The 22,996-nt window shown below is 39.5% G+C and carries 27 protein-coding genes; 7 read left to right on the top strand and 20 right to left on the bottom strand.

Features of this window, described 5'->3' with window-relative positions; genetic code table 11:
- Positions 1-206: 206 nt before the first annotated feature.
- Positions 207-344, bottom strand: a complete 138-nt coding sequence (locus PLEUR7319_RS41345; protein ID WP_158441848.1) for a hypothetical protein — start codon at positions 342-344, stop codon at positions 207-209.
- Positions 345-502: 158 nt separating this feature from the next.
- Between PLEUR7319_RS41345 and PLEUR7319_RS0117340 the strand changes: the two genes are divergently transcribed.
- Complete coding sequence (locus tag PLEUR7319_RS0117340) at positions 503-1,057, top strand: Uma2 family endonuclease (RefSeq protein ID WP_019506490.1); 555 nt, start codon at positions 503-505, stop codon at positions 1,055-1,057.
- A gap of 112 nt (positions 1,058-1,169) precedes the next feature.
- Here the strand turns inward: PLEUR7319_RS0117340 and PLEUR7319_RS0117335 are convergent, their stop codons facing one another.
- The 6 genes from PLEUR7319_RS0117335 to PLEUR7319_RS0117310 all read right to left on the bottom strand — a co-directional run bounded on the left by PLEUR7319_RS0117335 (position 1,170) and on the right by PLEUR7319_RS0117310 (position 9,020).
- Entirely contained in the window at positions 1,170-1,751 is a 582-nt protein-coding gene (locus PLEUR7319_RS0117335) for a hypothetical protein (RefSeq protein ID WP_019506489.1), read from the bottom strand.
- A 298-nt stretch (positions 1,752-2,049) separates the two neighbouring features.
- Positions 2,050-2,247: a hypothetical protein gene (locus PLEUR7319_RS0117330; RefSeq protein ID WP_026102590.1), complete on the bottom strand. Its 198-nt coding sequence runs from the start codon at positions 2,245-2,247 to the stop codon at positions 2,050-2,052.
- 186 nt (positions 2,248-2,433) lie between these two features.
- On the bottom strand, positions 2,434-5,697 hold the full coding sequence (locus PLEUR7319_RS0117325; RefSeq protein ID WP_019506487.1) for an efflux RND transporter permease subunit: 3,264 nt from the start codon (positions 5,695-5,697) through the stop codon (positions 2,434-2,436).
- Between the two features lie 49 nt (positions 5,698-5,746).
- Positions 5,747-7,198, bottom strand: a complete 1,452-nt coding sequence (locus PLEUR7319_RS0117320; RefSeq protein ID WP_019506486.1) for an efflux RND transporter periplasmic adaptor subunit — start codon at positions 7,196-7,198, stop codon at positions 5,747-5,749.
- Between the two features lie 354 nt (positions 7,199-7,552).
- Positions 7,553-8,131, bottom strand: coding sequence for an antibiotic biosynthesis monooxygenase (locus PLEUR7319_RS0117315; RefSeq protein WP_019506485.1), 579 nt, complete (start codon positions 8,129-8,131; stop codon positions 7,553-7,555).
- A gap of 154 nt (positions 8,132-8,285) precedes the next feature.
- Complete coding sequence (locus PLEUR7319_RS0117310; protein WP_019506484.1) at positions 8,286-9,020, bottom strand: glucose 1-dehydrogenase; 735 nt, start codon at positions 9,018-9,020, stop codon at positions 8,286-8,288.
- Between the two features lie 125 nt (positions 9,021-9,145).
- Here PLEUR7319_RS0117310 and PLEUR7319_RS0117305 point away from each other — a divergent pair, with 125 nt between their 5' ends.
- On the top strand, positions 9,146-9,496 hold the full coding sequence (locus PLEUR7319_RS0117305) for a helix-turn-helix domain-containing protein (protein WP_019506483.1): 351 nt from the start codon (positions 9,146-9,148) through the stop codon (positions 9,494-9,496).
- 239 nt (positions 9,497-9,735) lie between these two features.
- Here PLEUR7319_RS0117305 and PLEUR7319_RS0117300 read toward each other — a convergent pair whose 3' ends face one another.
- From PLEUR7319_RS0117300 to PLEUR7319_RS40770, 5 genes are all read right to left on the bottom strand, one after another.
- A complete protein-coding gene (locus PLEUR7319_RS0117300; RefSeq protein ID WP_019506482.1) occupies positions 9,736-10,146 on the bottom strand; it encodes a DoxX family protein in 411 nt (136 codons plus the stop codon).
- Between the two features lie 151 nt (positions 10,147-10,297).
- Positions 10,298-11,584 carry an NAD(P)/FAD-dependent oxidoreductase gene (locus tag PLEUR7319_RS0117295; protein ID WP_019506481.1) on the bottom strand — a complete coding sequence of 429 codons (1,287 nt, stop codon included), beginning with the start codon at positions 11,582-11,584 and terminating at the stop codon, positions 10,298-10,300.
- Positions 11,585-11,604: 20 nt separating this feature from the next.
- A complete protein-coding gene (locus PLEUR7319_RS0117290) occupies positions 11,605-12,336 on the bottom strand; it encodes an anti-sigma factor (RefSeq protein ID WP_019506480.1) in 732 nt (243 codons plus the stop codon).
- A gap of 2 nt (positions 12,337-12,338) precedes the next feature.
- Entirely contained in the window at positions 12,339-12,944 is a 606-nt protein-coding gene (locus PLEUR7319_RS0117285; RefSeq protein ID WP_237743586.1) for a sigma-70 family RNA polymerase sigma factor, read from the bottom strand.
- 114 nt (positions 12,945-13,058) lie between these two features.
- Entirely contained in the window at positions 13,059-13,292 is a 234-nt protein-coding gene (locus PLEUR7319_RS40770) for a hypothetical protein (RefSeq protein WP_144054332.1), read from the bottom strand.
- A 77-nt stretch (positions 13,293-13,369) separates the two neighbouring features.
- On the opposite strand from PLEUR7319_RS40770, the gene PLEUR7319_RS0117280 reads away from it, so the two are divergent.
- Positions 13,370-13,717 (top strand): hypothetical protein, encoded by a 348-nt coding sequence (locus tag PLEUR7319_RS0117280; RefSeq protein WP_019506478.1) that lies wholly within the window; start codon positions 13,370-13,372, stop codon positions 13,715-13,717.
- 36 nt (positions 13,718-13,753) lie between these two features.
- Complete coding sequence (locus tag PLEUR7319_RS0117275) at positions 13,754-13,972, top strand: hypothetical protein (protein WP_019506477.1); 219 nt, start codon at positions 13,754-13,756, stop codon at positions 13,970-13,972.
- A 59-nt stretch (positions 13,973-14,031) separates the two neighbouring features.
- On the opposite strand, the gene PLEUR7319_RS43170 is transcribed toward PLEUR7319_RS0117275, so the two are convergent.
- From PLEUR7319_RS43170 to PLEUR7319_RS0117265, 3 genes are all read right to left on the bottom strand, one after another.
- Positions 14,032-14,154, bottom strand: coding sequence for a hypothetical protein (locus tag PLEUR7319_RS43170; RefSeq protein ID WP_256380644.1), 123 nt, complete (start codon positions 14,152-14,154; stop codon positions 14,032-14,034).
- A 41-nt stretch (positions 14,155-14,195) separates the two neighbouring features.
- Positions 14,196-15,788: a polysaccharide biosynthesis/export family protein gene (locus tag PLEUR7319_RS0117270; RefSeq protein WP_019506476.1), complete on the bottom strand. Its 1,593-nt coding sequence runs from the start codon at positions 15,786-15,788 to the stop codon at positions 14,196-14,198.
- A 239-nt stretch (positions 15,789-16,027) separates the two neighbouring features.
- Complete coding sequence (locus PLEUR7319_RS0117265; protein ID WP_019506475.1) at positions 16,028-16,729, bottom strand: TerC family protein; 702 nt, start codon at positions 16,727-16,729, stop codon at positions 16,028-16,030.
- A 236-nt stretch (positions 16,730-16,965) separates the two neighbouring features.
- Between PLEUR7319_RS0117265 and psaM the strand changes: the two genes are divergently transcribed.
- The gene (gene psaM, locus PLEUR7319_RS40765) at positions 16,966-17,061 is read left to right on the top strand and encodes a photosystem I reaction center subunit XII (RefSeq protein ID WP_144054331.1); all 96 of its coding nucleotides are present in this window, start codon (positions 16,966-16,968) and stop codon (positions 17,059-17,061) included.
- Between the two features lie 127 nt (positions 17,062-17,188).
- Entirely contained in the window at positions 17,189-17,554 is a 366-nt protein-coding gene (locus PLEUR7319_RS0117260) for a hypothetical protein (RefSeq protein ID WP_019506474.1), read from the top strand.
- Positions 17,555-17,699: 145 nt separating this feature from the next.
- On the opposite strand, the gene PLEUR7319_RS0117255 is transcribed toward PLEUR7319_RS0117260, so the two are convergent.
- The gene (locus tag PLEUR7319_RS0117255) at positions 17,700-18,470 is read right to left on the bottom strand and encodes a tetratricopeptide repeat protein (protein WP_019506473.1); all 771 of its coding nucleotides are present in this window, start codon (positions 18,468-18,470) and stop codon (positions 17,700-17,702) included.
- Between the two features lie 390 nt (positions 18,471-18,860).
- Here PLEUR7319_RS0117255 and PLEUR7319_RS0117250 point away from each other — a divergent pair, with 390 nt between their 5' ends.
- Positions 18,861-19,331, top strand: a complete 471-nt coding sequence (locus PLEUR7319_RS0117250; protein ID WP_019506472.1) for a hypothetical protein — start codon at positions 18,861-18,863, stop codon at positions 19,329-19,331.
- Positions 19,332-19,448: 117 nt separating this feature from the next.
- On the opposite strand, the gene PLEUR7319_RS0117245 is transcribed toward PLEUR7319_RS0117250, so the two are convergent.
- From PLEUR7319_RS0117245 to trmL, 4 genes are all read right to left on the bottom strand, one after another.
- Positions 19,449-20,012: a Uma2 family endonuclease gene (locus PLEUR7319_RS0117245; RefSeq protein ID WP_019506471.1), complete on the bottom strand. Its 564-nt coding sequence runs from the start codon at positions 20,010-20,012 to the stop codon at positions 19,449-19,451.
- A gap of 131 nt (positions 20,013-20,143) precedes the next feature.
- Positions 20,144-21,049, bottom strand: a complete 906-nt coding sequence (locus tag PLEUR7319_RS0117240; RefSeq protein WP_019506470.1) for a methylenetetrahydrofolate reductase — start codon at positions 21,047-21,049, stop codon at positions 20,144-20,146.
- A 53-nt stretch (positions 21,050-21,102) separates the two neighbouring features.
- On the bottom strand, positions 21,103-22,113 hold the full coding sequence (gene trpS, locus PLEUR7319_RS0117235) for a tryptophan--tRNA ligase (RefSeq protein WP_019506469.1): 1,011 nt from the start codon (positions 22,111-22,113) through the stop codon (positions 21,103-21,105).
- 161 nt (positions 22,114-22,274) lie between these two features.
- Complete coding sequence (gene trmL, locus PLEUR7319_RS0117230; RefSeq protein WP_019506468.1) at positions 22,275-22,736, bottom strand: tRNA (uridine(34)/cytosine(34)/5-carboxymethylaminomethyluridine(34)-2'-O)-methyltransferase TrmL; 462 nt, start codon at positions 22,734-22,736, stop codon at positions 22,275-22,277.
- Positions 22,737-22,996 lie beyond the last annotated feature (260 nt).

Raw genomic sequence — 22,996 nt, 5'->3', positions numbered from 1 at the left:
GGCATTTTCAACTACGTTCAAGGCTTCTCTTTGTTCTGCCAATAGCCTTTGTTTGACCATTTCTAAATAGTCAGCCCGAAATTTTCGTAATTGATAATCGCGTGGATCGCTATGCTTTAAATCTAACCAAGCTTGTTTTTTCTTCGGCGCGCTACGTTTTTTTGCTGCTGCGATCGCGTCGGGGGTAATATTAGCAGTTTAAGACACTATCGTTTGATTAACACAAAAATAGCGATCGCCATGATAACGCCAAAACAAACAAGTTGAAAGGTATCAGTAATCATGGGTAATGCAGTTATGCGCGCTCCAAAGTATGCGCCTAACATAGCTGGGGGAATAAACAAAACGGCAGTTTTAAAGCTGACTGACTATATGATGAAAGTCCTCGCCAGCGCTACCACCCGTTAACATATTATGTGCGTTTTTTTCTTGCGCTGGTCCTGGGGATATGATTGGCACGGGCAGGGATAAAATTAAGGTGAGATAAACCAAAAATACAACCATGATTACCTTAGCTAAATGGTCAGTTGAAGACTATCATCAAATGATTGCCGCAGGTGTCCTTAGTGAGCGTTGTGTCGAATTACTAGAAGGGCAAATTATTGAGATGTCACCAGAGGGACCTTTACATCGGAAAATCAACGATTCCATAGCAGAATACTTACGGGAAAAACTCCGAGATTGTGCCAAGATTTACGAAGCTCATCCCGTTACCCTTCCTGATTCAGAACCAGAACCTGATATTTCTGTTGTTAAATTGCCAGCTTCCTTGTACGATTCTCGTCATCCTTCTACTGAGGAAATTTACCTATTAATAGAAATATCTGATAGTACCTTAGAAAAAGATTTAGAACAGAAGCGAATTGCCTATGCCCATGCTGGAATTTTAGAATACTGGGTTGTAGATTTGAAAGCTCAACAACTGATCGTGTTTCGGCAACCATCAGTAAATACTTATCAAATTAAACAAACCCATAGCCAAGGAGCTATTTCCCTGGTTGCGTTTCCCGACATTGAAATGTCAGTTGAAAAGCTATTATCAAAAAAAGATAATTAGGGAATTCTCAGAATTCGAATATTTAGTCCGAACCATTGAACTGGTAAATAAAAGCTAAAAGCCATTAGTAATTAGCTAGGGGAACTCCAAGAAATAAAATATCCAAAATTATTTAGCGGCAGTTGTCTGCCATCGCCTTGAGTAACGTTTGTAAGGCTTGATATTCTTCTGGGTTGACCTGGCGATCGAGTAAAGCAATACTAGCTGTTTGGGAAAGTGCTACCGCAGCCACATCAGCATCAAGATCTTTGACTAGTCGATCTATCGATTGAGGGACTTTCAAGGCTGATTTGATTCCCAGGAGCATTGATTCTTCTAGTCCCAATAACTGTAATTGAGGATAAACTTGTTCCCAATCAATCTTATCTGGATTACTCATTTGAATCGCATAGGCAAGGATGCGTTGATACTTTGTTTCTTGAGCGGCTGGAATTGAACTAGAGCGATCGCTGGCAAACTCAATTGTTTCTGAAGTATCTTGATTAAGATGATTTAGGATTTCCTGCCAGTCATTATCTTCACTGGTATCTGGTTGAGCGACAGTAATTGATACCTGTATTTTGTCTCCTAGGGTATCGAGTTGGGTAACTTTGGCTTCTACCCCCAGAAAACCAAGCCATTTGATAATAGTTTTGATTAAAGTTGATCGCGTTGCTTGACTTTTGGCTAATAAACGAATTTGAGTATTAACCATAGGGCGGACTATTTGTGAAAGCATAATCAATTGATAATTATTTATTTATAGCGTGGTCTCTGACTTAGATAAGCCAAGGTAAATATTGTCAAAAACATCATAGCTATAGAATAAATTTTATTACTACTTAGAGCAGTAATTGCTACTACTAAAACAATTAGACATCCGCGTAAATTAGCAACTAGGTTTTCTCACTATACTCTTTTTTTATATCGGCTAAAACTGAGATTAAACATATTACTTTTTATCACTACAATTGATACACTCCTAAACCCACACTCCACATCATCAATATCGATCAGTCCGCTTCTTCTCGTTCACGATTTTGCTGCATCGCCTCATAACCAACTCCGATCGCAAAACCCAAACCAGAACCGACAACAATTGCGACTTTTTGCCGAGATTCTCTTTCAGCTATGTGAGCTACGACTAATCCTAGTAAAGCACCAACTAAAGCGGTCATTATTCCCGAAAAAATTAGCATTCTTACATTCATAACTAAAGTAAAAATCAGAAAAATACAAACGAACAAAATAGGATTAAAACTGTTAGAAAAAATAAGCCATTGTTCATCCAATCATTCAAATTCCAGTTTTTAAACATTTTGAAACAGGTAAGGTTGATCAATTAAAATAGTAGCTAAAGAGCGCCAAACTATTAAGATAAAATTAACTCGGATTATTTAATTACTGATTGTTGATTGTTCTTCTGTCGCATCTGTTGTTCTCTTTCTATTATTCTCCTCATCTCTATTTCTCCGAGTCCCGGAGTCTTTATTCTTGCCTCCTTTCAAGAAAGACTGTTCAAAATTTTTGATCACAATATAAAGAATCGGGACAAAGATTAGACTCAAAACTGTTGCTACGAGCATCCCGCCAAACACACCCGTACCAAGCGACCAGCGACTGACTGAACCAGCACCAGAGGCTATTAATAAAGGCATAAACCCGACTAAAGTAGATATTGCGGTCATTAAAATCGCTCTAAATCTCTGCTCAGAAGCGAAAATCGCGGCTTTTTTAATACTCATGCCTAAGTCACGGTTTTGATTCGCAAATTCCACAATCAGGATTGCATTTTTACTTGCCATACCGATCAACATAACTAATCCTACTTGGACATAGATATTATTGTTGAGAACAGGCCAAACTCCTCCTGCTTGGAGAAAAGTTGCTCTCAGCCAAATTCCTCCCAATGCACCCAGAATAGCTAAGGGAACAGTGAGCATAATAATCAGAGGATCGATGTAGCTTTCATACTGAGCCGCTAACACTAAAAACACCATTACAAAACTGAGACCAAATACCAACGGTGCAGCACCACCCGCGGTTTTTTCCTCGGCTGCGGTATTGGTCCATTCATAACCAAAACCTGGTTGTAGAGTTGCCCCTGCAACTTCTTCCATGGCGGTAATTACTTGACCAGAACTATAGCCTGGTGAAGGATTGACGTTTACTTTGATCGCTGGATAAACGTTGTAGTTAGTGACAATAGGGGGATAAGAAATACGTTGGGCATTAATTAAATTACTGAGTTGAATTAATTCACCATCACGCGATCGCACATAGAGTCGATTAATATCATCGGGATTAGTACGATTTGCCGCTTCGGCTTGGGCATATACTCGATAGAGTCTACCATCGAGAACAAATTGATTAACAAAGTTAGAACCGAGATAGGTTTGCAAGGTATTAAGAATCTCGCTGACATCAACGTTTTGCGCGTTAGCTTTATTGCGATCAATGTCTGCTTCCAACATCGGACTATCAAAGGTAAAAGTACTTATTGCCTGAGCAATTTCTGGTCTTTCACTAGCTGCGGCAATTACCTGTTGAGTATTACTAATCAGGGCATCCATTCCCTTACCCTGGCGATCTTCGATATAAATTTCGGAACCACCAAAGTTACTTAAACCATCTACGGGAGGGGCATTGACAGCAAATACTAGAGCACGATCAATTTCTTGCTGAAACTCCTGATTAATACGTTGTAGTAACCCAAATACCGAACCAGAATCGCCTGTTCTCTCACTCCAGGGATGGAGCTTAACAAACATCACCCCTTTGTTGCTGTTTTGACCGTCAAAAGAAAATCCCGACAAAGCCATGGAGTGCTGTACTTCTTCGTGACTCATGACTATTTGGGCTGCTTGTTGGGTAACGTTATGAGTGTAACTAAGGGAAACTCCTGGCGGTGCTTCGATAATAGTAAAGAAATAGCCTTGATCTTCTTCAGGAACAAATCCTTGAGGCAAACTGGTATAAGTCCAACCCGTCAATACTAAACCACCGATAAAGACAGCAATCACCACTAGTTTCATGCGGGTGAGAAATTCGATTAAACTTCGATACCGCACTTTTAACCAGTCAAAAACACGGTTAAATCTAGGAAATAGCCAGCCCAAAGGTCCTTTTACAGGTTGAGTAGGACGCAGAAACACCCCCGACATAGTGGGAGAAAAAGTCAAGGCATTGAAAGTCGAAAAGGCGACGGCAAAAGCTATAGTTAGAGCAAACTGTTTATAAACAATCCCCGTGGTTCCTGGGAAAAAAGTTACGGGAATAAATACCGCCAGCAAGACTACAGAAGTGGATAGTACAGCCCCTACCAATTCTTCCATCGCATCTAATGCTGCCTGTACAGGACGCATTCCCTGAGACAGTTTAGCCGAAACAGCCTCAACAATCACAATCCCGTCATCTACCACTAAACCCGTTGCCAGTACACAAGCAAATAAGGTCAATTGATTCAGGGTAAATCCTAAAGCCTGTAAGCCAATCATTGCTCCCACTAAAGCTACAGGAATAGCGATCGCGGGAATTAGGGTAGTGCGCCAGTCTTGCAAAAAGACAAAGATGATTAAAACTACTAGTCCGATCGCCTGTACCAAAGTAAGTACCAAATCTTGCAAAGAAGCATTAATAAATAGGGTATTATCTTGAGCAATTTCCGCTTTTAAACCTTTGGGAAAATCAACCTCTAATTCCGCCATCTTTGCTTTAACCAACTCAGCAGTATTCAGCGCATTAGTTCCAGGAAGCTGATAGACAATTAAGCCAACTGCCGGGTCTTCTCCATCAAATACAGCTTGGGTAAAGTAATTTTCTACCCCTAGTTCTGCTCGTCCGACATCTTTAATCTTGATTAGCGTACCGTCACTCTCTGCTTGCACTACCAAGCTTTCTGCTTCTTCAACATTGGTAAATCGCCCATTAACCCGCAATGGTAGTTCGTATTGTTGGGTTTGGGGTACTGGCTGCCTACCAACACCCCCCGCACCGACTTCAAAGTTTTGACTGGCGATCGCATTAACCACGTCGGTAGAAGTTAATCCTCTCGCAGCTAACTTATTAGGATCGAGCCAAATCCGCATCGAATAGGTAGCCGAACCAAATATTCTCAGACTGCCGACTCCTTCAATTCGTTTTAATTCATTCCATAAATAGCGATCGACATAGTTTTGCAAAAATACTGGGTCATAATAATATTCACCCGCTTCATTTTTCTCAGAATAAAAACCATATACCAAAGTAATACTAGGAGATTCCTTCTCGGTGGTTACTCCAGTAGCAATAACACTTTGAGGTAAATTAGACTGTGCCTGAGCGACCCTATTTTGGACTAATACCTGAGAAATATTCGTATCTTTCTCGATTGGAAAGGAAACATTTATAGTTGCATTGCCATTGTTATCAGTATTGGAATTAATCCATTTAACATCTTCTGTACCGTTAATTTCTCTCTCTAGTACCGTAGTTACATTATCTACAGTAGTTCTAGCATCTGCACCCACATAATTAGCTCGCACCGTAATTTGTTTGGGTGCAATCTGGGGCAATTTATCTAAAGGCAGTAATGCTATGCAGATAACTCCCAAAAGCACGATCACAATCGTACAAACAGTAGTTAAGACAGGACGTTTGATAAATGGGGTTGAGATGGACATTCTTTTTTTAGTAGATTAATTTTATTCCCTACTTATTACTCATTACTTATTATCTCGATCCCGCTTGACGGGACTCATTACTCACTTCAGACACAGCCTGTTCTGATTCAACAAGTTGAATGGGTGTGCCATCTCTAAGGCTGAGAATATTAGAAACAGCGATTCTGTCTCCTTCTTGAAGACCAGAGAGCACCTGATAATTTTGTGCTTGAATGCTACCCAACTTGATTGGTTGCTGTTGAGCAATTAGGGATGCATTGGGAGACTGAGAGTTATTCTCTTCTGGCAAATTACTTTCATTGGAAGATTGAGTGCTACTTTCTTCTTGAGAATTAGCCTCAGTTGCCAGATAGACAAAGTTTTGTCCTCCTAAAGTGGATATAGCATTAGTTGGTACTAATACCCCTGGTTTTTTGCCCCAAATCACCCTAACTCTGACATATTCCCGATCTTTGAGACTTCCTTGATTGGGGAAAGTAACTTTAGTTAGAATTGATTGCGTATTTTGTTGAACTAACGGGGCAATGTAGGCAATTTCTCCTTTAGTTCCTGGGCTACCATCTTCATTGACTATCTCTACCGTTAATCCTGGCTTAAGGCGATCGCGATATTCAACCGGGATATTGACATTGAGATCGAAGCTTTGATTATTGGTAATCGTGGTTAATTCTTCACCAATGTCGACGTAATCGCCGACTTTCTTATCATCAAAACTGCCTAAAACACCATCGATGGGTGCATTGATAGTATTAAAAGCCAGATTTTGACTGATCGAGCCTAATTCTGCTTCAACCTGTTTGATGGTTGCATTCTGGCTATCAATATTTGCTCTGGCTTGTTCTACCTGCTTCTCTGCAGCTTCCAAAGATTTGGTTGCTGCATTTAAGGTTTCTCTGCGGGAATTTAGCTGGGCAATACCACTTTTAAGATCGCGATTATCATCATCTAAATCTTGTTGCGCCAATGCTCCACCCTCTACTAGCATTCTGGTACGTTCAATATTTATTTTGGCTAATTCAACTGCTGCTGCTGCATCTTGAACATCGGCTTTGGCGCTTTCTACCTCTGCTGCTGCTGCTGCTTGATTCGCTTCTGCTGTTCTCAGTTCGGCTTGGTTTTGACCTAATCTAGCTTTTTCAACGTTGACACTTTGGGTCGCAGCATTGACATTTTCTTGTTCTTGAGTTGGTTCTAACTTTACTATGGGATCGCCCCGACTAACGCGATCGCCCTGACGAGCAAATATTTCTAGGATTCTGCCTTCGGTACGAGGTGCCAGACTTACTCGCTCTCTTGCTTCTAAAGTTCCTACATACTCACTACTATCAATGAGGGTGGCAGATTCTATGGTTTTCAACTTGACCGCGACTGCCTGGGGTTGACTTGCTTGCTCTTTTTCTCCACCACAGCCACCAATACCCAACAGCATCGTAACTGCTACAACTGAGGCGGAAATACGTACTAAAGGAGTAGCAAATTGTGACTGTTGTGTATAAATCATTTGTATTATGTCGCCTACAAAATTTATAAATTGACAATTAGAAACAAAAAATAGATAAAGTCATTTCTTGGTGCCAACAAAAAGCCAATTCAACCTTGTTCGAGTTAACGTTCTGTATTTGCTTTACTAGAGAAGCATACAACTTACAACATTTTCCTGTCTTGTCTAATGTTGCTTAAACTTGTCTAATATTGCTTTTTTTTGTTGATTCTTGCGATTTGAGATTGACGATTGCCAAGCCTGGATGGAGTCCAATCATTCTAAATCCGTTTCGTATAGGTTACTTGAAAAATTAAGTAATAAGTAATGAGTAATAAGTATGATTTGAAACAACTTTACCATAGATACTAAACACTACTTAAGATATAGCCAGCCACTAAATAATCGAGTCATTCGAGGCATGACAACATAGGTCATTAAAGCAACTAATCCAACGGTCAACAGGAAACTACGCAATAGCATTGGTAGAGTTGCCAGAAAGCTACCTAAAAGTAAATTAATTAGTACAATTAGGACGAAAATTGCTATCCAGGTAACGATCGCCATTTTATAGCGAGGTGGAGGAATCATCGGGCGGGATGCGGAACTATCAACAGTAAACCAAGTTTCTAACCCTGTCATTACTTCCAGATTTGGTGGCTTATCTTCTAGACGATTGAGGATTTTGAACCAGTAAGCTGCTTCATGCGATCGACACCATCTTTGATAGTCTGTTTCTGAAGCAAATTTAACTATAATCCGATAATCGTTTGATTCCCCTCTTTGTGGCTTGAGAACAGTTACCCCAAGATGCCCAGGAAACTCCAGCGCAGCATCAATAGTATCGGCTAAAGCTTGTTCAAATTCTTTTTGATTTTCTTGGCGGGGACTACGTGTTACCAGCACGGTAACAGGTTGGTGAGAATTTATGGAGCTATTTGTATCGTAGTTCATACTTCTTACCTACAGCTTTTAATGATCGCAACAGTATTGATACGGGGTGTATCAGCAATTTGAACAAGAGCTATATCATCCTAAATGCGATTGGCAAAGCCACTGCGCAAAGCGCGATCGCTCTACGCTAAATTTTTAATGATTGAAATGGCGTTTAAATAATTCCTCCAGTAGCGCGAATATTTTGCCCTGTAATCCATTGAGCATCATCACTAACTAACATCGCAATTACATTAGCAATATCATTAGGTTTGCCCAGACGACCCAATGGAGTTTGGTTAATAAGTTGGTCTATTTGTTCTTGTTCTAGTACTAAGCCATCAGTATCAGTGACTCCTGGAGCGACTGTGTTAACAGTTATTTTGCGATCGCCTAATTCTTTTGCCAAACTATTGCTAAATTGTTCCACTGCTGCTTTTGAGCCAGCATAAGCTCCACCTGCGGGTATAGTCATTGATGTCCCTCCTGTTGAGATACTAACAATTCTGCCACTATCACTTAGCTGTTTAGCTGCTTCTTGTAAGGTGAAATAAACCCCGCGAGTAATGTCAAACATACTGTCATATTCTTCAGGAGTCATTTGAACAGTCGGCTTGAAGATATTCTTCCCCGCAGCATTATTGACTAAAATATCTACCTTGCCAAAATGCTCAATGGCTTTAGTAAACATCTGGCGAACATCTTCTATTTCTCTAACATTCACTTGTAATGCGATCGCATCTACTCCTTTTTCTTTAATTTCTTTAACTACTTTCTCTGCCGTATCTTTACTGCTGTGATAAGTTACAACAATGTTTGCACCATCCCCCGCTAGTCGCAAAGCGATCGCTCTACCAATACCACGAGATGAACCTGTAACAATTGCGGTTTTTCCTGCCAAATTTACCATGATTTAACTTGTCTTTTATCTTTCTCAATTGTTTTCAAATTCAATATATATTCATACTTACTTTTTTAGAAGTACTTACTTTTTTGTAAGTATTCTTAGAAATAGAAACATTAGAGATTATAGAAATGTCAGACGATCAAGTAGTAGGAACTAAGTATGTTCAAACAACCTTAAAAGTCTTGGGCGGTAAATGGAAACTTCTAATCTTGTGGAACTTAAAAGACTGTACAAGGCGTTTTGGCGAACTAAAGCGATTAATGCCCTCAATCTCAGAAAAAATGTTAATTCAGCAACTTCGAGAATTAGAAAAAGATGGTCTGGTACATCGTAATGCATATCCTCAAGTTCCGCCCAAAGTAGAATATTCTTTTACAGAATACGGAAGAAGTCTTCAACCTGTTTTAGAAGTTCTTTGTAACTGGGGAGAACAACATCTACAAAACTTTCCAGACAAAGATATTAATTCCCAAGAATAATAGCTTCTACACTACCTGCAATAGAGTTTGCGGCTCGATCCAACTTTTTTAGCACAGTAGCATTTTGATATGACCACAGTAGCATTTAATTTTGAAACCATCTTCGCAGTAGCTAGACCAATTCCTGAACTTGCTCCTATAATTACTACTTTCCTATCTATTCAATAATTTTTCAATTATAGCGATCGCTAATACACAAAAATATTCTCTTGTTAGTGTTTTGAGATGCGGATTTGGTATTACTCTTTATTTCCTACTACTAACCTTCCCTTGGGATCGAAAGCGAGTAGGGTTAAATGCCCTACTAAAATCAATAAATCTCTTTCTAAGCCAGCAACCTTGGAAGAATCGGCTACAAAACTGGGGATTTGAACAGTTGCGATCGCACCGGCAATAATAAAGATTAGGATTAAATTGGTGATTTTCCAAAAACGCCCAAACAAAAGCAAGACGCTAGCAATTACTTCGACAATACCAGTAATTGGCCCCAGGAAACCAGGTAAGCCAAAGCCAACAAACTTTTCGGTTGCTGCTGACCAAAATATTGCTTTAGGGACTCCATGATAGAGAAAAATTAGTACTAAAAGAATACGTAAACCTAATAAGGCATAAGTTGAAAAATTATTGCGGTCAATAGAATTAGTTTGCATGGGTTTATCTCCTGAGTAATTGGATAGGTATAAAAGGTTTGAATGTATAGCCGTACAAAGTTACGTTAGGACAAGTTTATTTGATTGCTCGTAAGTAACAAGTAACGAGTAACGAGTAATGAGTGTCCTAATAAAAGTTCGTATTGCTGTATTAGTTTTTAATCTCTAAGGGGACTGTTCTTTCGATAGAAGCTGATTTGGGATCTGATAAAATCAAACGTACAGGGCGATCGCCAATTAAATAATTATGTAGCCAAGTCAAAGTAATCATTAAGCGGTTACGCCAGTCAGGAAAATAAATAAGGTGGACTGTTAACCAAAAAAGCCAAGGTAAAAAACCTCGTAAATTGACCCCCGCAATTTGACCAATTCCTGCATAACAGCCAATAATTGCTAATCTGCCTTTATTGAAATAACTAAAAGGTTTAATTCGTTTGCCCTGGAGTTGTTTAACAATCGCCCTAGCAACATAGACTCCCTGTTGTAAAGCTTCTGGGGCAACCCCAGATAGAGATTTATGGGATGGGACGTGGGCAAGATCGCCAATGGCAAAGACTTCGGGATAATTGGCTAGTTGAAGGGTGGGAGATACTTTCACTTTTCTTTGTTTTCCTGTAGTGGGGAAAGGAAAACATTTAGGAATTGCTCCTGAAACACCCACTGCCCAAATAACAGTAGCAGCTGCTATGAACGTACCATCATCAAGTTCCAAACCATCGGCAGAGACTGTAATTACTCTCGAATCTAGTAATACTTTTACTCCTAAGCGTCTTAGTTTCTTGGCAGTATAATTGCCCAAAGATCTAGGAAACTCGGTAAAAAGGCGATCGCTCTTTTGCACGAGGAGTAACTTAACTTCTTGGGGATTTAGTTGCTGAAAATCCCTTTGCAGAGAATTAGTAATCAGTTCTACTAAAGAGCCAGCTAATTCTACTCCCGTTGCCCCCCCACCTACAATGGCAATGGTTAATAGTTGTTCTCGTTGAGCATTGTCTGAGACTAGGGTTGCCTGTTCAAAACAGCGCAATAAATGATTGCGTAGCTTAATCGCTTGATTAAGAGTTTTAAGTCGAAAGGCATATTTTTCTGCACCACGAACATCAAAAAAATTACTCTTACTACCAGTGGCTAAAACTAAATAGTCATAGATCAGAGTCTTGCGATCAGTTTTAATTTCTTTGGCAGGGAAGTCAATTTGCTGAACTTCAGCCTGAAGGAAGTAAAGATTTTTAGCCTTACGCAGCAAAGTACGAATCGGAACAGCAACTTGCTCGGGAGCTAATTGGGCTGTAGCAACTTGATAGAGTAGGGGAATAAAGGTGTGATAGTTATGACGATCTATTAAAAGAACTTCAACTCCTTTTTCTGCCAAAGATTGAGCAGTTTGTAACCCACCAAAACCAGCCCCTACAATGACCACTCTAGGATATGGTTTCATAAATATATTTTTGATAAAAATTAAATTTCGGCATAAGAACCTGATAAAAACTCGCGTCCTAGAGGCTGCTCTGTATCTGGTTCTGGTTCAATAGTGATTGAAATTGAACTGGCATTAAAAAGAACATCGTCTGAAGATAAGTTGAGATGTACTTCACCCTGGGCATTAGGGGTAAAATTAGAACAACCAATCTTTTGACCTTGAGATACTGCCCATAAGCGATACACTTGTTTTCCAGGTAAAGCATCAAGGTTTTTTAACGTTAAAACTGCTGTATTGCTCTCAGGGGAAATAAATAAACTACCCGATGCTGTTACGACATCATCATTTGCTGTTAAGGCTACTAAGCGATTATTGGGTTGACGTAATAAAGTAATCAATTCTTGCTGTTGCTGTAGGCGATTTTCAGTAAAAGCGATTTGTTGACGCAAACTAAAGTTATTTATAGCCAGAAACAAAGTACCTACTGCTGTGACAGCACTAATAATCCAACCCCAGCGAAATTTGGGAGATACTGGCTTCAGCTTAGCTTGAGCTAAAATCTGACTGCGAAGATTATTTTGGGGTACATCTTCCGGTAAGCCATAGGGCAAAAGATTTAAGGTCGATTCTAGTTGAGCGACTTGCTCTCTTAGTTGAGGATTAGCTGCCAATTGCTCATTGAGCCAGACAAGTTCTACTTCATCAAGATCTCCCAAAACATATCCCGCTAAGATTTCATCTAAATTGTGCGATCGAGGATTGTTGATCATCTCTAATTAACTAAATTATGTAAATTTTTTCTTAGCTGTATTAGTCCACGACGACTATGGGTTTTAACTGTACCGAGAGGAATATTTATACGTTTGGCGATTTCTGATTGACTTAATCCTTCGTAATAAGATAATTCTAAAATTTGACGTTGGTTGGGAGATAGATGCTGTAAGGCATTTCTAACCTGAGTAGAAATTTCTTCGGTGGAAACAACTTCCATAGGACTATCCGATTTTTGCTGCTCGATGGAATCTTTTAATTTGCCTATATTTTGCCAAAAACGTCCTTGGGAACGTTTGGAACGTAAGCGATCTATGGTTCGCGATCGCGTTAAAGTCATTAAATAAGTATAAAAAGATCCTCGCTCGGGATTAAATTTAGACTTGACTTGTAGATTGAGAAAAATTTCTTGAGTTAAGTCTTCTGCCTCCTGAGAGTTGTTTAACATCCGATAAATCAAACGATAAACTAACAGTCCATAGCGATCGTATAGCATACCTAAAGCAGATATATCCCCTTGAGTAAATGCCTCAAAAACCTCTTCATCCTTTGGTATGTTTGGATCGGGACTATTGGCGATCAATGAATTATCAGGTTCTTTATTCACAGACTCTCTCGCTAAATTGATGTTATCTTGGGGGGACAAAATATTTGTAACCTGCATTTATTTTCAATAGAGTTCGCTATAAAACATTCCTGGTCTACTATTCATCATTTTTTTTTAACTAAGGCACTCTGTAATTGGATACGTCACATCGTTCAATTTGGATTCACTTTTCCAGGAGTTATGCACTTCAATCTGGAAAACCCTGATTTTTTCTGGGTCTAAGTAATTATCTTGATTTAATTTGTCTGAGGGCGATCTTCTGTTAGTTAAGGCGATCGCTTTTTTCTCAATACGAGGCAGTCTGTTGGTTAGGAAGTCGAAGGGCGTATAGACATGAGGGTAGTTCACACTGAACTAGAATTAATGACCGCATCACTTTGCAGAATATATACTCGTATTGGTTAATATTTTTGTGGAGGAAGATTATGAATGTACGTTCGCTTTTGCAGGTTCCTGTTGCGATTATTTCAGTTGTTTTGATAACTCCTTCTCCCAGCATGGGTTTAGAGTATGCAGGTCTTACTGATGGTTTGGAAAATGCTACGGTTAGTGTTTTGAGTCAACTTGGTTATGACTGCAAAACTGCTAGCGTTGGTGGCATAGTTTGTAAAAAATGCTCAGTAAAAGATAATAAACAAAAATGTGTGGCTTATCTATGCGATGCGGTAACTAAGAAATGTCGCAAGAAACAAGCGGAGGTTCCTCAATTACCTAATTTGAATAATAATGACGAAGATAATTCTTCTGATGAGATCAATTTACCTTCGCTATAACTATAATCTTTGTAGCACTATATTAATAATGAAATAATGTCACAATCAACTATTTGGGTAAATGAACAAATAGATCCAGGCGGTATAGTATATTCTTGTATTGCTTGTGTTGACGAGGAAGCGGCTCATGATTGTCATCAGAATTGGCAAAATAGCCTCTCCGAAGAACAAAAGCGAAATGGTTGGGTTGCTAATCTCCGTACTGTTGATTCTTGGGATGATGTTCCCGTAAATGCTCTAAAACTAAGTTGTTAACTTAATTTAGTACTCTCTGATAGTTACAAGCAGTTACACTACACAAGAATCACCATCCATCAAGATACCAACAAATTACGAAGTAAAGTAGAGGAAACTAATGCTCGCCCATCTGGTAGACTATCTAGCCTCAATCTACCTTGATGAGCGTGAATAATTTGATTGGCGATTGGCTCTGCCACCGCCCCTCGGGCGATCGCTAATCCTAACCCGTTCCTTCTCCTTAGAAAATGAATCTAAGCAAACCAAGAACACCTCCAAGAGGACTGAAAACTTGACCGGCCGTATCAGTAGCGGCTGTTGTACCAGAGCGACCAACGACCACAACATCATTGTGATTGAGAGTAGGATTAGTCACATCATCAATTCCCGATGCTAGATCGACCTCTATCTGACGTTTATCTACTGTCCCGTCTGGTTTCAGGCTCACCAACTCAACTTTATTACTATTGGCACGCTGATTATCAAAACCTCCAGCAGCCAAAATAGCTTGGTTTAGCGGTGTTCCCGGTTGCACTTCTTGTGCTCCTGGAGAGTTCACTTCACCCACGACATTAACGGTAATTGTTTCACGGTTAAAACTAGCTGTAGCCAGGGCATCTACTTCTTCCTTACTCAAAGCATCAGCTTTGGGAACGACAATCTTATCTCCTTCTTGTAAGATTACGTCTTGTTTGGTATCTCCGGTCTGAATCAACTCCCATAAGTTGACCGCGATCACTTTTTCTTCATCATCCCAAGTAGTTCGACGTACCTCTACATTGCGAACATCTGCCAAAGGTTTAATTCCGTTAGCCACATTGATCGCCTGAGTTAGTCTGGGAGGGATAGATTCTTGCCGCTGTGCATTAGTGCCATTATTATCGTTGTTTCTACTCAGCAATTCTGGCTGAATAAAATGAGAGCCTGGACGAAATACTTCTCCGACGATCGCCACTTGGATCGGTTTGTCTGTTTGGAGACCAAAGCTGGCCTCTGCCAGTCGATTCAACTCCGAAGTATTAATTTCGTCGGTAGTAGGAACAAAGATATTATCACCATCTCTTAAGGAGATATCTTGCCTAACTTTACCTTCAGTTAATAGTTGCCACAGATTAGCGTTATAGACTACTTCTTTGCCTTTAACCTCTCTTTTGACTCTAACGTTGCGCACATCAGCAATCGTAGTAATCCCACCAGCCTGTCGAATAATACCAGTCACACTGGGGAACTGAGGGTTCTCCGCCGTAATCGGCACTTCATATGTCCCAGGGTTGTCAACCTCTCCTGAAACGCCAATTTTGAGTGGACGGGGGGCGACTAAACCAACGGTAATAATGGGTCTTTTGAGGTAAGTTGAATATTCTTGAGAAACCACATCAGAGGTTTCTTTCAGGGATAGTCCTCGGACATCAACTCGTCCGACTAGAGGCAAACTAATGGTGCCATCTACTAATACAGGGTACTCGCCACTGTACTCCTCTACTTGGAAGATATCGAGTTTAATCTGATCTCCTGCACCGAGAGTATAGTCACTTTCTTGAGTGGCAAAATTAATGCTTTCTGCACTATCGGCGCTTTCGGCCGGCAGAGGGGTTATATTCTGGGCAGGATCTGATTGAGGAGCTTCTCGGTCTTTTAGTTCAGGTAAATCCCGATAATTAGTCTCTGAACTTTCAGTGGGTGAATCGCTAGAACCAGAATCTTGTAATTCTAAAGTGTTGTCTTGGGCAAGTGCTGGAGTAGCTGCAATTGCTAAAAATAAAGATAGAGCGATTGCGCTATATTTGTTAACTGGTTCTAAAAATAATTGATACAAAACAGACTTGGTTTTCATAAAAATATTACAATCTAAAAAGGTTTAATTATTGCGACTAGGCTATCATTATTATCGGTTTGATTGCAAAAGAAAAGCACTTTCGCCAACAAGAATTTTCATAATCAAAGAAATAGTGTTGTAGATTTATTCAACCTTCATTACTATCTAATTGTGAGCGGGAAGACCTTCACGTCCCATGATGGGAGTATGTCAAAGAGTAGTCAATTTTTAATTACGGTATGGTAATTGGCAACCGCTCACTGTTCACTACTATCGGATTCGACGACCTCTCGTTTAGAGAAACCCCAAGCAAAAAATACTGCCACGACCACAATTGTTACCCACTCTGGGATTAGAGCATCTGGTAGCCAAACTTTAAGTAACAGACGTACACCGACAAACCCGACAGTGATAAAGCCTGCATCTTCAAGATAAGTATATTCTTGTAACCAACGAATAAATAAGCCAGCTAAGAAACGCAAAATAATAATTCCCATCGTACCTCCAGCGATAATCAGCCAGGTTTCTTCGGTAATAGCGATCGCCGAAGTGACACTATCGAGGGAGAAAGCTAAATCAGTAATAGCAATGGTGGGAATTACCTGCCAGAGAGTGGTAAAACCAAGAGTATGTTTTTCGTTGATTTCTGATTCTTCAGCAGTAAAAAAATAATTAAAAACTAACCAGATTAAATATATTGCTCCTAATAGTTCAAACTGCCAATATTTAACAACCCAAGTTGCAGCTAGAATTAGAATCATTCTGAGCACATACGCAGCAATCAGTCCAATGTTTAGAGCTTGACGCTGTAATTTTGGATCTTCTACGCTTTTGGCGATCGCTGCTAGGGCGATCGCATTATCAGCAGATAATACTGCTTCTAATACCACCAAAATCAGCAGTATTAAATAGACTTCAACTCCAGCGTTAGTAAAATAATTAACTATGTTTTCCAGCATTCACGATATATTTTGTGTTTAAATATCAGATTTAAAATCTTCATTTTGTATTTTGTCAGGATCTGCAACGAGCCAAAATTAAATATCTATTAATCTCGTAATTTTCACCTATTTTCTTCTTAAGTTTCCTTCTTAATTATGTTGCATGTTGTTACAAGATGTTTCGCATGGGGTCGATTATGACGCAAATTAAGGATGGAATATCTTTTTATCAGATTAGAAGGAGTAAAATTACTATGCCCATTACAGACACTCAAATCTTTGTAGCTCTTATTGTTGCTTTGTTCCCTGGATTCTTGGCTATGCGCTTATCCTTAGAACTATACAAGTAGACTCTATCTACCATCTACCGAGCTATTTATAGCTAGTTAGTGTATTTTAGGGCGCTTCAGATTGGCAATAATCAATAAAAGTTGTTAATCTGGAGTCCTCAATAATTTAAAGCTTAAATAGTTCAATATGAATCCTGACAGGCAATCAGGCAAAAAAATTCGTCGTCAGAGCAAAAGTTATCGTTATCGTCGCAACCCATATCGAGGAATAGCTGCGGAAATTAGTCTCAAACTAATATTAAGTTGGATAATTGCTATTGGCGCGATCGCTTCTTTGTTTCGACTCTTACCTTATCATCTTTCTCAGCAAGCTAAGTTGAAAGAGCTAAGAATACAAGTCAATGAAACCGATGCTCGAGTCACCAAATTACGAAGACAGCTCAATCACAATTTTGATCCGCAACGAACTCAAAGTCTGATGGAGCAATATAGCACTTTAACTACTCCCAACCAAAGTCGTATTCACTGGCTCCCTGAAGAGAAAGAAAATTAAAGCTCGTATTTTGATTATAGCCTTTCTCAAATCAGTGAGGTAAAAATATAAACATAGTCAAAAACCCCTGTTCCCTGTTCCCCAACTCACCAAGGTGGATCAAATTAATACAAGAAACGCTATAAATATCAAACAATCAAATTCTTCATAAAATTTTTAAAGGACAAAGCAATTCATCTAACCAAGTCATTGCCTTTAGTCTATAGTTAGCAAGTTTTGGCAGAGGAGCTAAAATTTTAATAGCTTTCTGATAGTCAGCAACTGCACAATTCCAGTCTCCTCTCAAATGGTAGGCTCTTCCTCTTTCAAGGTAAATTCGCTCCAGAAGTCCCGAATTACCAATAATCAGCGCAATATCAAAATTCTCAATTGCCAGCTCATACATCTTTAATTCACGAAAGGTTATGCCCTGATTGATCCAAGCACGAAGATTGGTAGGATTAAGATCTAAGGCCAGGTCATAGTCGGCGATCGCTTCGGCTAAATCTCCTAAGGCTGCATGGCAGTTAGCTCGATTGTTATAAGCACTATCAAGATTAGGGTTGATTTCTAAAGCTTGAGTCAAGTCACAGAGAGCTTCCACAATTTGATTATTGCGAAAGTACATTAACCCTCGATTGTTATAGTCTGCTGCATTATCAGGACATAAAGCAATTAGTTGATCGAGAAGAGTAATTGCCAATACATAGTCCCCCTGAGAAGCTTTTTCTTTGACACGACACCGCAACTGTTGTTCAAAATTTAAGCAGTTGAAGTTAGATAGAGAACATTGAGATCGTGATGCTGGCGTCGATTCCTGAGACGACGATAAAGTTGCTGTTTGGTATTGTATTGGAGAAACAATAGGTTGATTAAAATCGGTTTTCATAGCATCAATTAAACCTTTTCTTGTAGATACTTTACTATCTAGCTGCATGACTCAGATATGCTGGTGTGTAACCAATCGAACTGTCTCATAATCTTGTAAGCTTAATCAATCAAGTTCGTGATTCTTTATACAGAGAATAATGACGAATAAATAGTTAAATGTCCTCCTGATAATCACTTAGATTAATCTTGAGTTTGTTATAATTTTTGAAACAAAATATTTGCTTTCATCACAATTCGCAATTAAGTGACGTTAAGCGGTTCGTTTTTGCACTACATTCGGTACATATCGATTATTTAATCTTTAAAGCTTAACTAGCTAGCGATCTAGTTGGCGAAAGACTTCTAGATTAAACTTTTAGATTGAATAGTGTAACCTAGGATAATCACCCTAGATGTACTAATAGAACCAAATCATTTAAAATAACTGTTTAATTATATGACTAATGCTACTTTGTTTGCTCAAGCGTCAGATTTATCTCAAGAAGATTATTGTGTTTTGGGTCTAGCCACCTGTTTTGTACGAGAAGACGGTGAAATAGAGCAGCTAAAAGTTTTAGAACCAATTCCTTCTGCTGCTCTGGAGGCAATTCTCAAAGGCATTCCTACGTCTTATGAACTAGCCTGTGCTAAGACTTTGGGTGAAATTTTCAGTGATGATACAGTTAATATTCCCTCAGAGTTGAACGTTGAGCCAGAAATTCGTTTGTGCGATCGCTTTGCAGAAAGAGTCGCTGCTGCAACTCGTACCTACAAAAGTCGTCCTGAAGCTAAGGAACATATTCCTTTAGGTACAGTAAATCGAGATTTTAATTACTCTTTAGAAAGAAAAAGAGTGCTTAATACTACTAATGTAGTCAGCACTGAGGATAATGTTAAGCAACATTCTCACACCCATAAAGTTCTCTAAGTTATCTCTAAACAAAAGTAATCAGCGATCGCTCTCTAGAATTCACCCCAGGCGATCGCTTTAGCTATAGTAATTCTGGCTAGGTGGTATCAACCAAAATAATTGAATTTCAACCAACTATTCCAATAACCAACCAAATAACTCGCCTAAAGTTAAGTGAAAAGCTTTCGCAAAGTCTGGCACGGGTAAAACATCTGTTGCCACTTCCAAAAATGCAGGTTGTTGCTTAGGAAAATAAACCAATACAGACTGTTCCCCCGGATCGATCAACCATCCCAACTTTGTTCCGTTATCTAAACAATGAAGAATATTTTTGGTCACTCTTGTTTGACTTTGATCGGGAGATAAAATTTCAATCGTCCAGTCTGGTGCAATTTGAAAAGAATCGCTGATCTCATCATTATCATCGCGAGAAATAGCTTTCCATGTAAATACTGTGACATCAGGTACAGTAGAACGTCCACCGAAAGTATATCTTAACTCTGGAAAAGCTCTGGCAATTTTTTGCGGTTTAAGTATGCTATTCAAAGCCGTTGTAAGTTCTCCTTGAATCGTACTATGTTTTCCTTTGGGCATTGGCTTCTGGATTACTTTGCCATCGATATATTCCCTTGCTGGTTTGGTTTCTGGTAATGCCAAAAAGTCTTCAAGAGTGATTAATTGAGATGGAGTCGTAACCATAGCTTTATTGGAGAATCTGGCTGATTTGATTTTATCGCGATCGCTTTCGTCAAATATATCTAGAGCATAGTTACGCCCAAAGTTAAGTAAATCAAGTTTGATTGGAGCTAATAGCTAATAGCTATTGGCTATTAGCTGGGGCTACGCCCCTTTATCGGTTTGATTCCTGCTAAATCGAGAATTTCAGGAATTAAGTCTTCTCGTTTAACTGCCATCAGATGTACTCCCTGACACATCGATTGAGCTAACTTCACCTGTTCGGCAGCAATTTTAATGCCTTCGTGTAAAGGTTTTTCGGCGTTGGCTAAACGTTGAATGATGGAGTCAGGTATATTGACTCCTGGGACATAATTGTTGATAAATCGCGCATTTTTAGCTGATTTTAGCAAAAATATCCCTGCAAGAATTGGTTTATTATCAACGCAGGCAATTTGGTTCATAAACTTGTCGAGTTTATCAAAGTCAGTAATCATCTGACTTTGAAAAAATTGTGCCCCTGCCTCTAGTTTTTTCTCAAATCTTCTTTGCAATCCCGACCAACTTTTGAGTTGCGGATCGACAGCAGCACCAGGAAATAGACTTAAAGCTTCATCGGGTAGGGGTTTATCATTAAAATCCACGCCGGTATTAAGCTTATCTATTAATTTGAGCAGCCTGACCGATTCTAGTTCAAAAACCGCCCGAGACTTTTTATGATCGCCAGCTTTGATCGGATCTCCTGTGAGTGCCAAAATATTGCGAATCCCTAAACTATATGCACCCATTAAATCGGCTTGTAAGCCAATACAGTTGCGATCGCGACAGGCTACTTGACATACTGGCTCAATACCATGCTGCAAGAGAATTACTGAGGCAGCGACTGAGGACATCCTTAATACGGCACGACTACCATCGGTAACATTAACTGCATGAACTCGGTTCTTTAACTTCGCCGCCACTTCCAACATTCTCGCTGGGTTTCCGCCTTTAGGAGGAGCGACTTCCGCTGTAACTAAAAACTTTTGGTCAATTACTGCTTGTCGAAAATTACTCGTCATTAGGATTACTAATTTTTGATTTTTAGTATATTAGTAAATTGAGCTATTGACATCTACAAAGGAGGCAAAAAACCCAGAGCATCTTTAACCCTAGTTAATGTCTGATTGGCTACAGAACTAGCTTGAGCCGCACCTTCTCGTAAAACAGAATTGAGATAATCTTGATTAGCCATTAATTCATGATATTTATCTTGAATTGGTTTGAGAGCTTCAACTGCAGTTTCTGTAAGTAAAGGTTTAAATTGTCCCCAACCCATATCCTGGCATTCTGCCGCCACCTCAGCCTTGGTTTTTCCAGCTAAAAGCTGATAAAGAGTAAGTAGATTATGACATTCAGGACGTTCTGGATCGTCGAAAGCTAATCCCTTAACTGGATCGGTCTTGCATTTTTTGATTTTTCTTTTAATGGCATCAGGTGGGTCTAGTAACTCGATTCGACTCAGTTCTGAAGGATCGGATTTGGACATTTTCTTAGTGCCATCTGTCAAACTCATTACCCTAGCTCCTTCAGTACGAATCATTGGTTCAGGTACTTTGAGAACCGGCTGTTTTTTCTTACCAAATTTGTCGTTAACCCGACCTGCGATGTCCCTAGTGAGTTCCAAATGTTGTTTTTGATCTTCTCCCACGGGAACTGTATCCGCATCGTAGAGCAAAATATCTGCTGCCATCAGTACGGGGTAATCGAGTAACCCAACGCCAACATTTTCTCCTTGCTTGACAGCTTTTTCTTTAAACTGAATCATTCTTTCCAACCAGTTTAGAGGAGTGACGCAGTTGAGTAACCAAGCTAGTTCGCTGTGGGCACTGACATGAGACTGAACAAAAATAGTCGAACATTCTAAATCAATACCACAAGCCAAATAAACTGCTGCTAAATTATAGGTATTTTGTGCCAAAGTTTTAGCATCATGAGGTACTGTAATAGCGTGTAAATCAGCAAAAAAGAAGAAATTATCATAATCTTGCTGTATTTCTACCCAATTACGAATTGCACCTAAATAATTGCCTAAATGTAAGTTGCCAGTGGTTTGAATTCCAGATAATACCCGCTTTTTACTCATGTTTTAGAAAAATTTTTGCCATAAATTATTTCCCTCTTCCTTACTGAAAACAAGGGAATTTTCTCATGATGATCAGTATTACATGATTTTGCATGGTTAACTAAGATCGTGCTCAAGGATATAAAAACTATAGATTTGGCTAAATCAGCAACGCCAGATTTTCAATGCTCAGTCGTTAATTGCCTAATAGCTTCAAATAATCCGATCGCCACACTCACGGAAAGATTTAAACTCCGCACATTAGGCTCGGCAATTTTAATCTGTACCTTATGGTCGCAAGCATTCATAACTTCTGGAGGTAAACCGGCGGTTTCGCGACCAAATAGCAACCAATCTGTCTCCTGATATTCACAGTCAAGATAATTGCTATTCCCCCGGACACTAAAGCCAATTAATCTACCTCCTTTTTGTTGATGTTGTTGCCAAAAAGCAGCTAAATTCTCGTGATAGTGCAAATCCACATAAGGCCAATAATCTAAGCCGGCACGTTTGAGATAGCGATCGCTAATTTCAAATCCTAACGGTGCAACCAGATGTAACTCTGTTTTAGTTGCGGCGCAAGTACGGGCTATATTACCGGTATTGGGAGGGATTTCAGGATGAACTAGAACAACGCGAACCATCTTTCTTCGGCAAGTGGACTCTCACTTTTAATGATGAGGGGAATTGCCGTCCTCCAATTGTGTTGTGTACAAGAATCTGGTATCATATTTGTAGTAACCTAATAGAAAAGGTTTTGTTCTACTGGCAAGCTGAAAAGCCTCTGCAGACGATGGTAGACGTATTTTCAAAGTAAGCTCAAAGGTATTACGCCTGAGAGTCTAGGGTTGTCTTGACAGTGCCAGGTTGTCTCTGGGGACAGAGAGAGAAGTAGTCTTAGAAC

Source organism: Pleurocapsa sp. PCC 7319 (assembly GCF_000332195.1).
Lineage (GTDB): Bacteria > Cyanobacteriota > Cyanobacteriia > Cyanobacteriales > Xenococcaceae > Waterburya.
The sequence above is the reverse complement of the archived record's forward strand: the minus strand, read 5'-3'. Positions and strand labels throughout refer to the sequence as shown.

Excerpts from the sequence above, each read along its gene's own strand:
- PLEUR7319_RS0117340 (WP_019506490.1), top strand. The coding sequence starts at position 503 with ATGATTACCTTAGCTAAATGGTCAGTTGAAGACTATCATCAAATGATT.
- PLEUR7319_RS0117335 (WP_019506489.1), bottom strand. The coding sequence starts at position 1,751 with ATGGTTAATACTCAAATTCGTTTATTAGCCAAAAGTCAAGCAACGCGA.
- PLEUR7319_RS0117330 (WP_026102590.1), bottom strand. The coding sequence starts at position 2,247 with ATGAATGTAAGAATGCTAATTTTTTCGGGAATAATGACCGCTTTAGTT.
- PLEUR7319_RS0117325 (WP_019506487.1), bottom strand. The coding sequence starts at position 5,697 with ATGTCCATCTCAACCCCATTTATCAAACGTCCTGTCTTAACTACTGTT.
- PLEUR7319_RS0117320 (WP_019506486.1), bottom strand. The coding sequence starts at position 7,198 with ATGATTTATACACAACAGTCACAATTTGCTACTCCTTTAGTACGTATT.
- PLEUR7319_RS0117315 (WP_019506485.1), bottom strand. The coding sequence starts at position 8,131 with ATGAACTACGATACAAATAGCTCCATAAATTCTCACCAACCTGTTACC.
- PLEUR7319_RS0117310 (WP_019506484.1), bottom strand. The coding sequence starts at position 9,020 with ATGGTAAATTTGGCAGGAAAAACCGCAATTGTTACAGGTTCATCTCGT.
- PLEUR7319_RS0117305 (WP_019506483.1), top strand. The coding sequence starts at position 9,146 with ATGTCAGACGATCAAGTAGTAGGAACTAAGTATGTTCAAACAACCTTA.
- PLEUR7319_RS0117300 (WP_019506482.1), bottom strand. The coding sequence starts at position 10,146 with ATGCAAACTAATTCTATTGACCGCAATAATTTTTCAACTTATGCCTTA.
- PLEUR7319_RS0117295 (WP_019506481.1), bottom strand. The coding sequence starts at position 11,584 with ATGAAACCATATCCTAGAGTGGTCATTGTAGGGGCTGGTTTTGGTGGG.
- PLEUR7319_RS0117290 (WP_019506480.1), bottom strand. The coding sequence starts at position 12,336 with ATGATCAACAATCCTCGATCGCACAATTTAGATGAAATCTTAGCGGGA.
- PLEUR7319_RS0117280 (WP_019506478.1), top strand. The coding sequence starts at position 13,370 with ATGAATGTACGTTCGCTTTTGCAGGTTCCTGTTGCGATTATTTCAGTT.
- PLEUR7319_RS0117275 (WP_019506477.1), top strand. The coding sequence starts at position 13,754 with ATGTCACAATCAACTATTTGGGTAAATGAACAAATAGATCCAGGCGGT.
- PLEUR7319_RS0117270 (WP_019506476.1), bottom strand. The coding sequence starts at position 15,788 with ATGAAAACCAAGTCTGTTTTGTATCAATTATTTTTAGAACCAGTTAAC.
- PLEUR7319_RS0117265 (WP_019506475.1), bottom strand. The coding sequence starts at position 16,729 with ATGCTGGAAAACATAGTTAATTATTTTACTAACGCTGGAGTTGAAGTC.
- psaM (WP_144054331.1), top strand. The coding sequence starts at position 16,966 with ATGCCCATTACAGACACTCAAATCTTTGTAGCTCTTATTGTTGCTTTG.
- PLEUR7319_RS0117260 (WP_019506474.1), top strand. The coding sequence starts at position 17,189 with ATGAATCCTGACAGGCAATCAGGCAAAAAAATTCGTCGTCAGAGCAAA.
- PLEUR7319_RS0117255 (WP_019506473.1), bottom strand. The coding sequence starts at position 18,470 with ATGCAGCTAGATAGTAAAGTATCTACAAGAAAAGGTTTAATTGATGCT.
- PLEUR7319_RS0117250 (WP_019506472.1), top strand. The coding sequence starts at position 18,861 with ATGACTAATGCTACTTTGTTTGCTCAAGCGTCAGATTTATCTCAAGAA.
- PLEUR7319_RS0117245 (WP_019506471.1), bottom strand. The coding sequence starts at position 20,012 with ATGGTTACGACTCCATCTCAATTAATCACTCTTGAAGACTTTTTGGCA.
- PLEUR7319_RS0117240 (WP_019506470.1), bottom strand. The coding sequence starts at position 21,049 with ATGACGAGTAATTTTCGACAAGCAGTAATTGACCAAAAGTTTTTAGTT.
- trpS (WP_019506469.1), bottom strand. The coding sequence starts at position 22,113 with ATGAGTAAAAAGCGGGTATTATCTGGAATTCAAACCACTGGCAACTTA.
- trmL (WP_019506468.1), bottom strand. The coding sequence starts at position 22,736 with ATGGTTCGCGTTGTTCTAGTTCATCCTGAAATCCCTCCCAATACCGGT.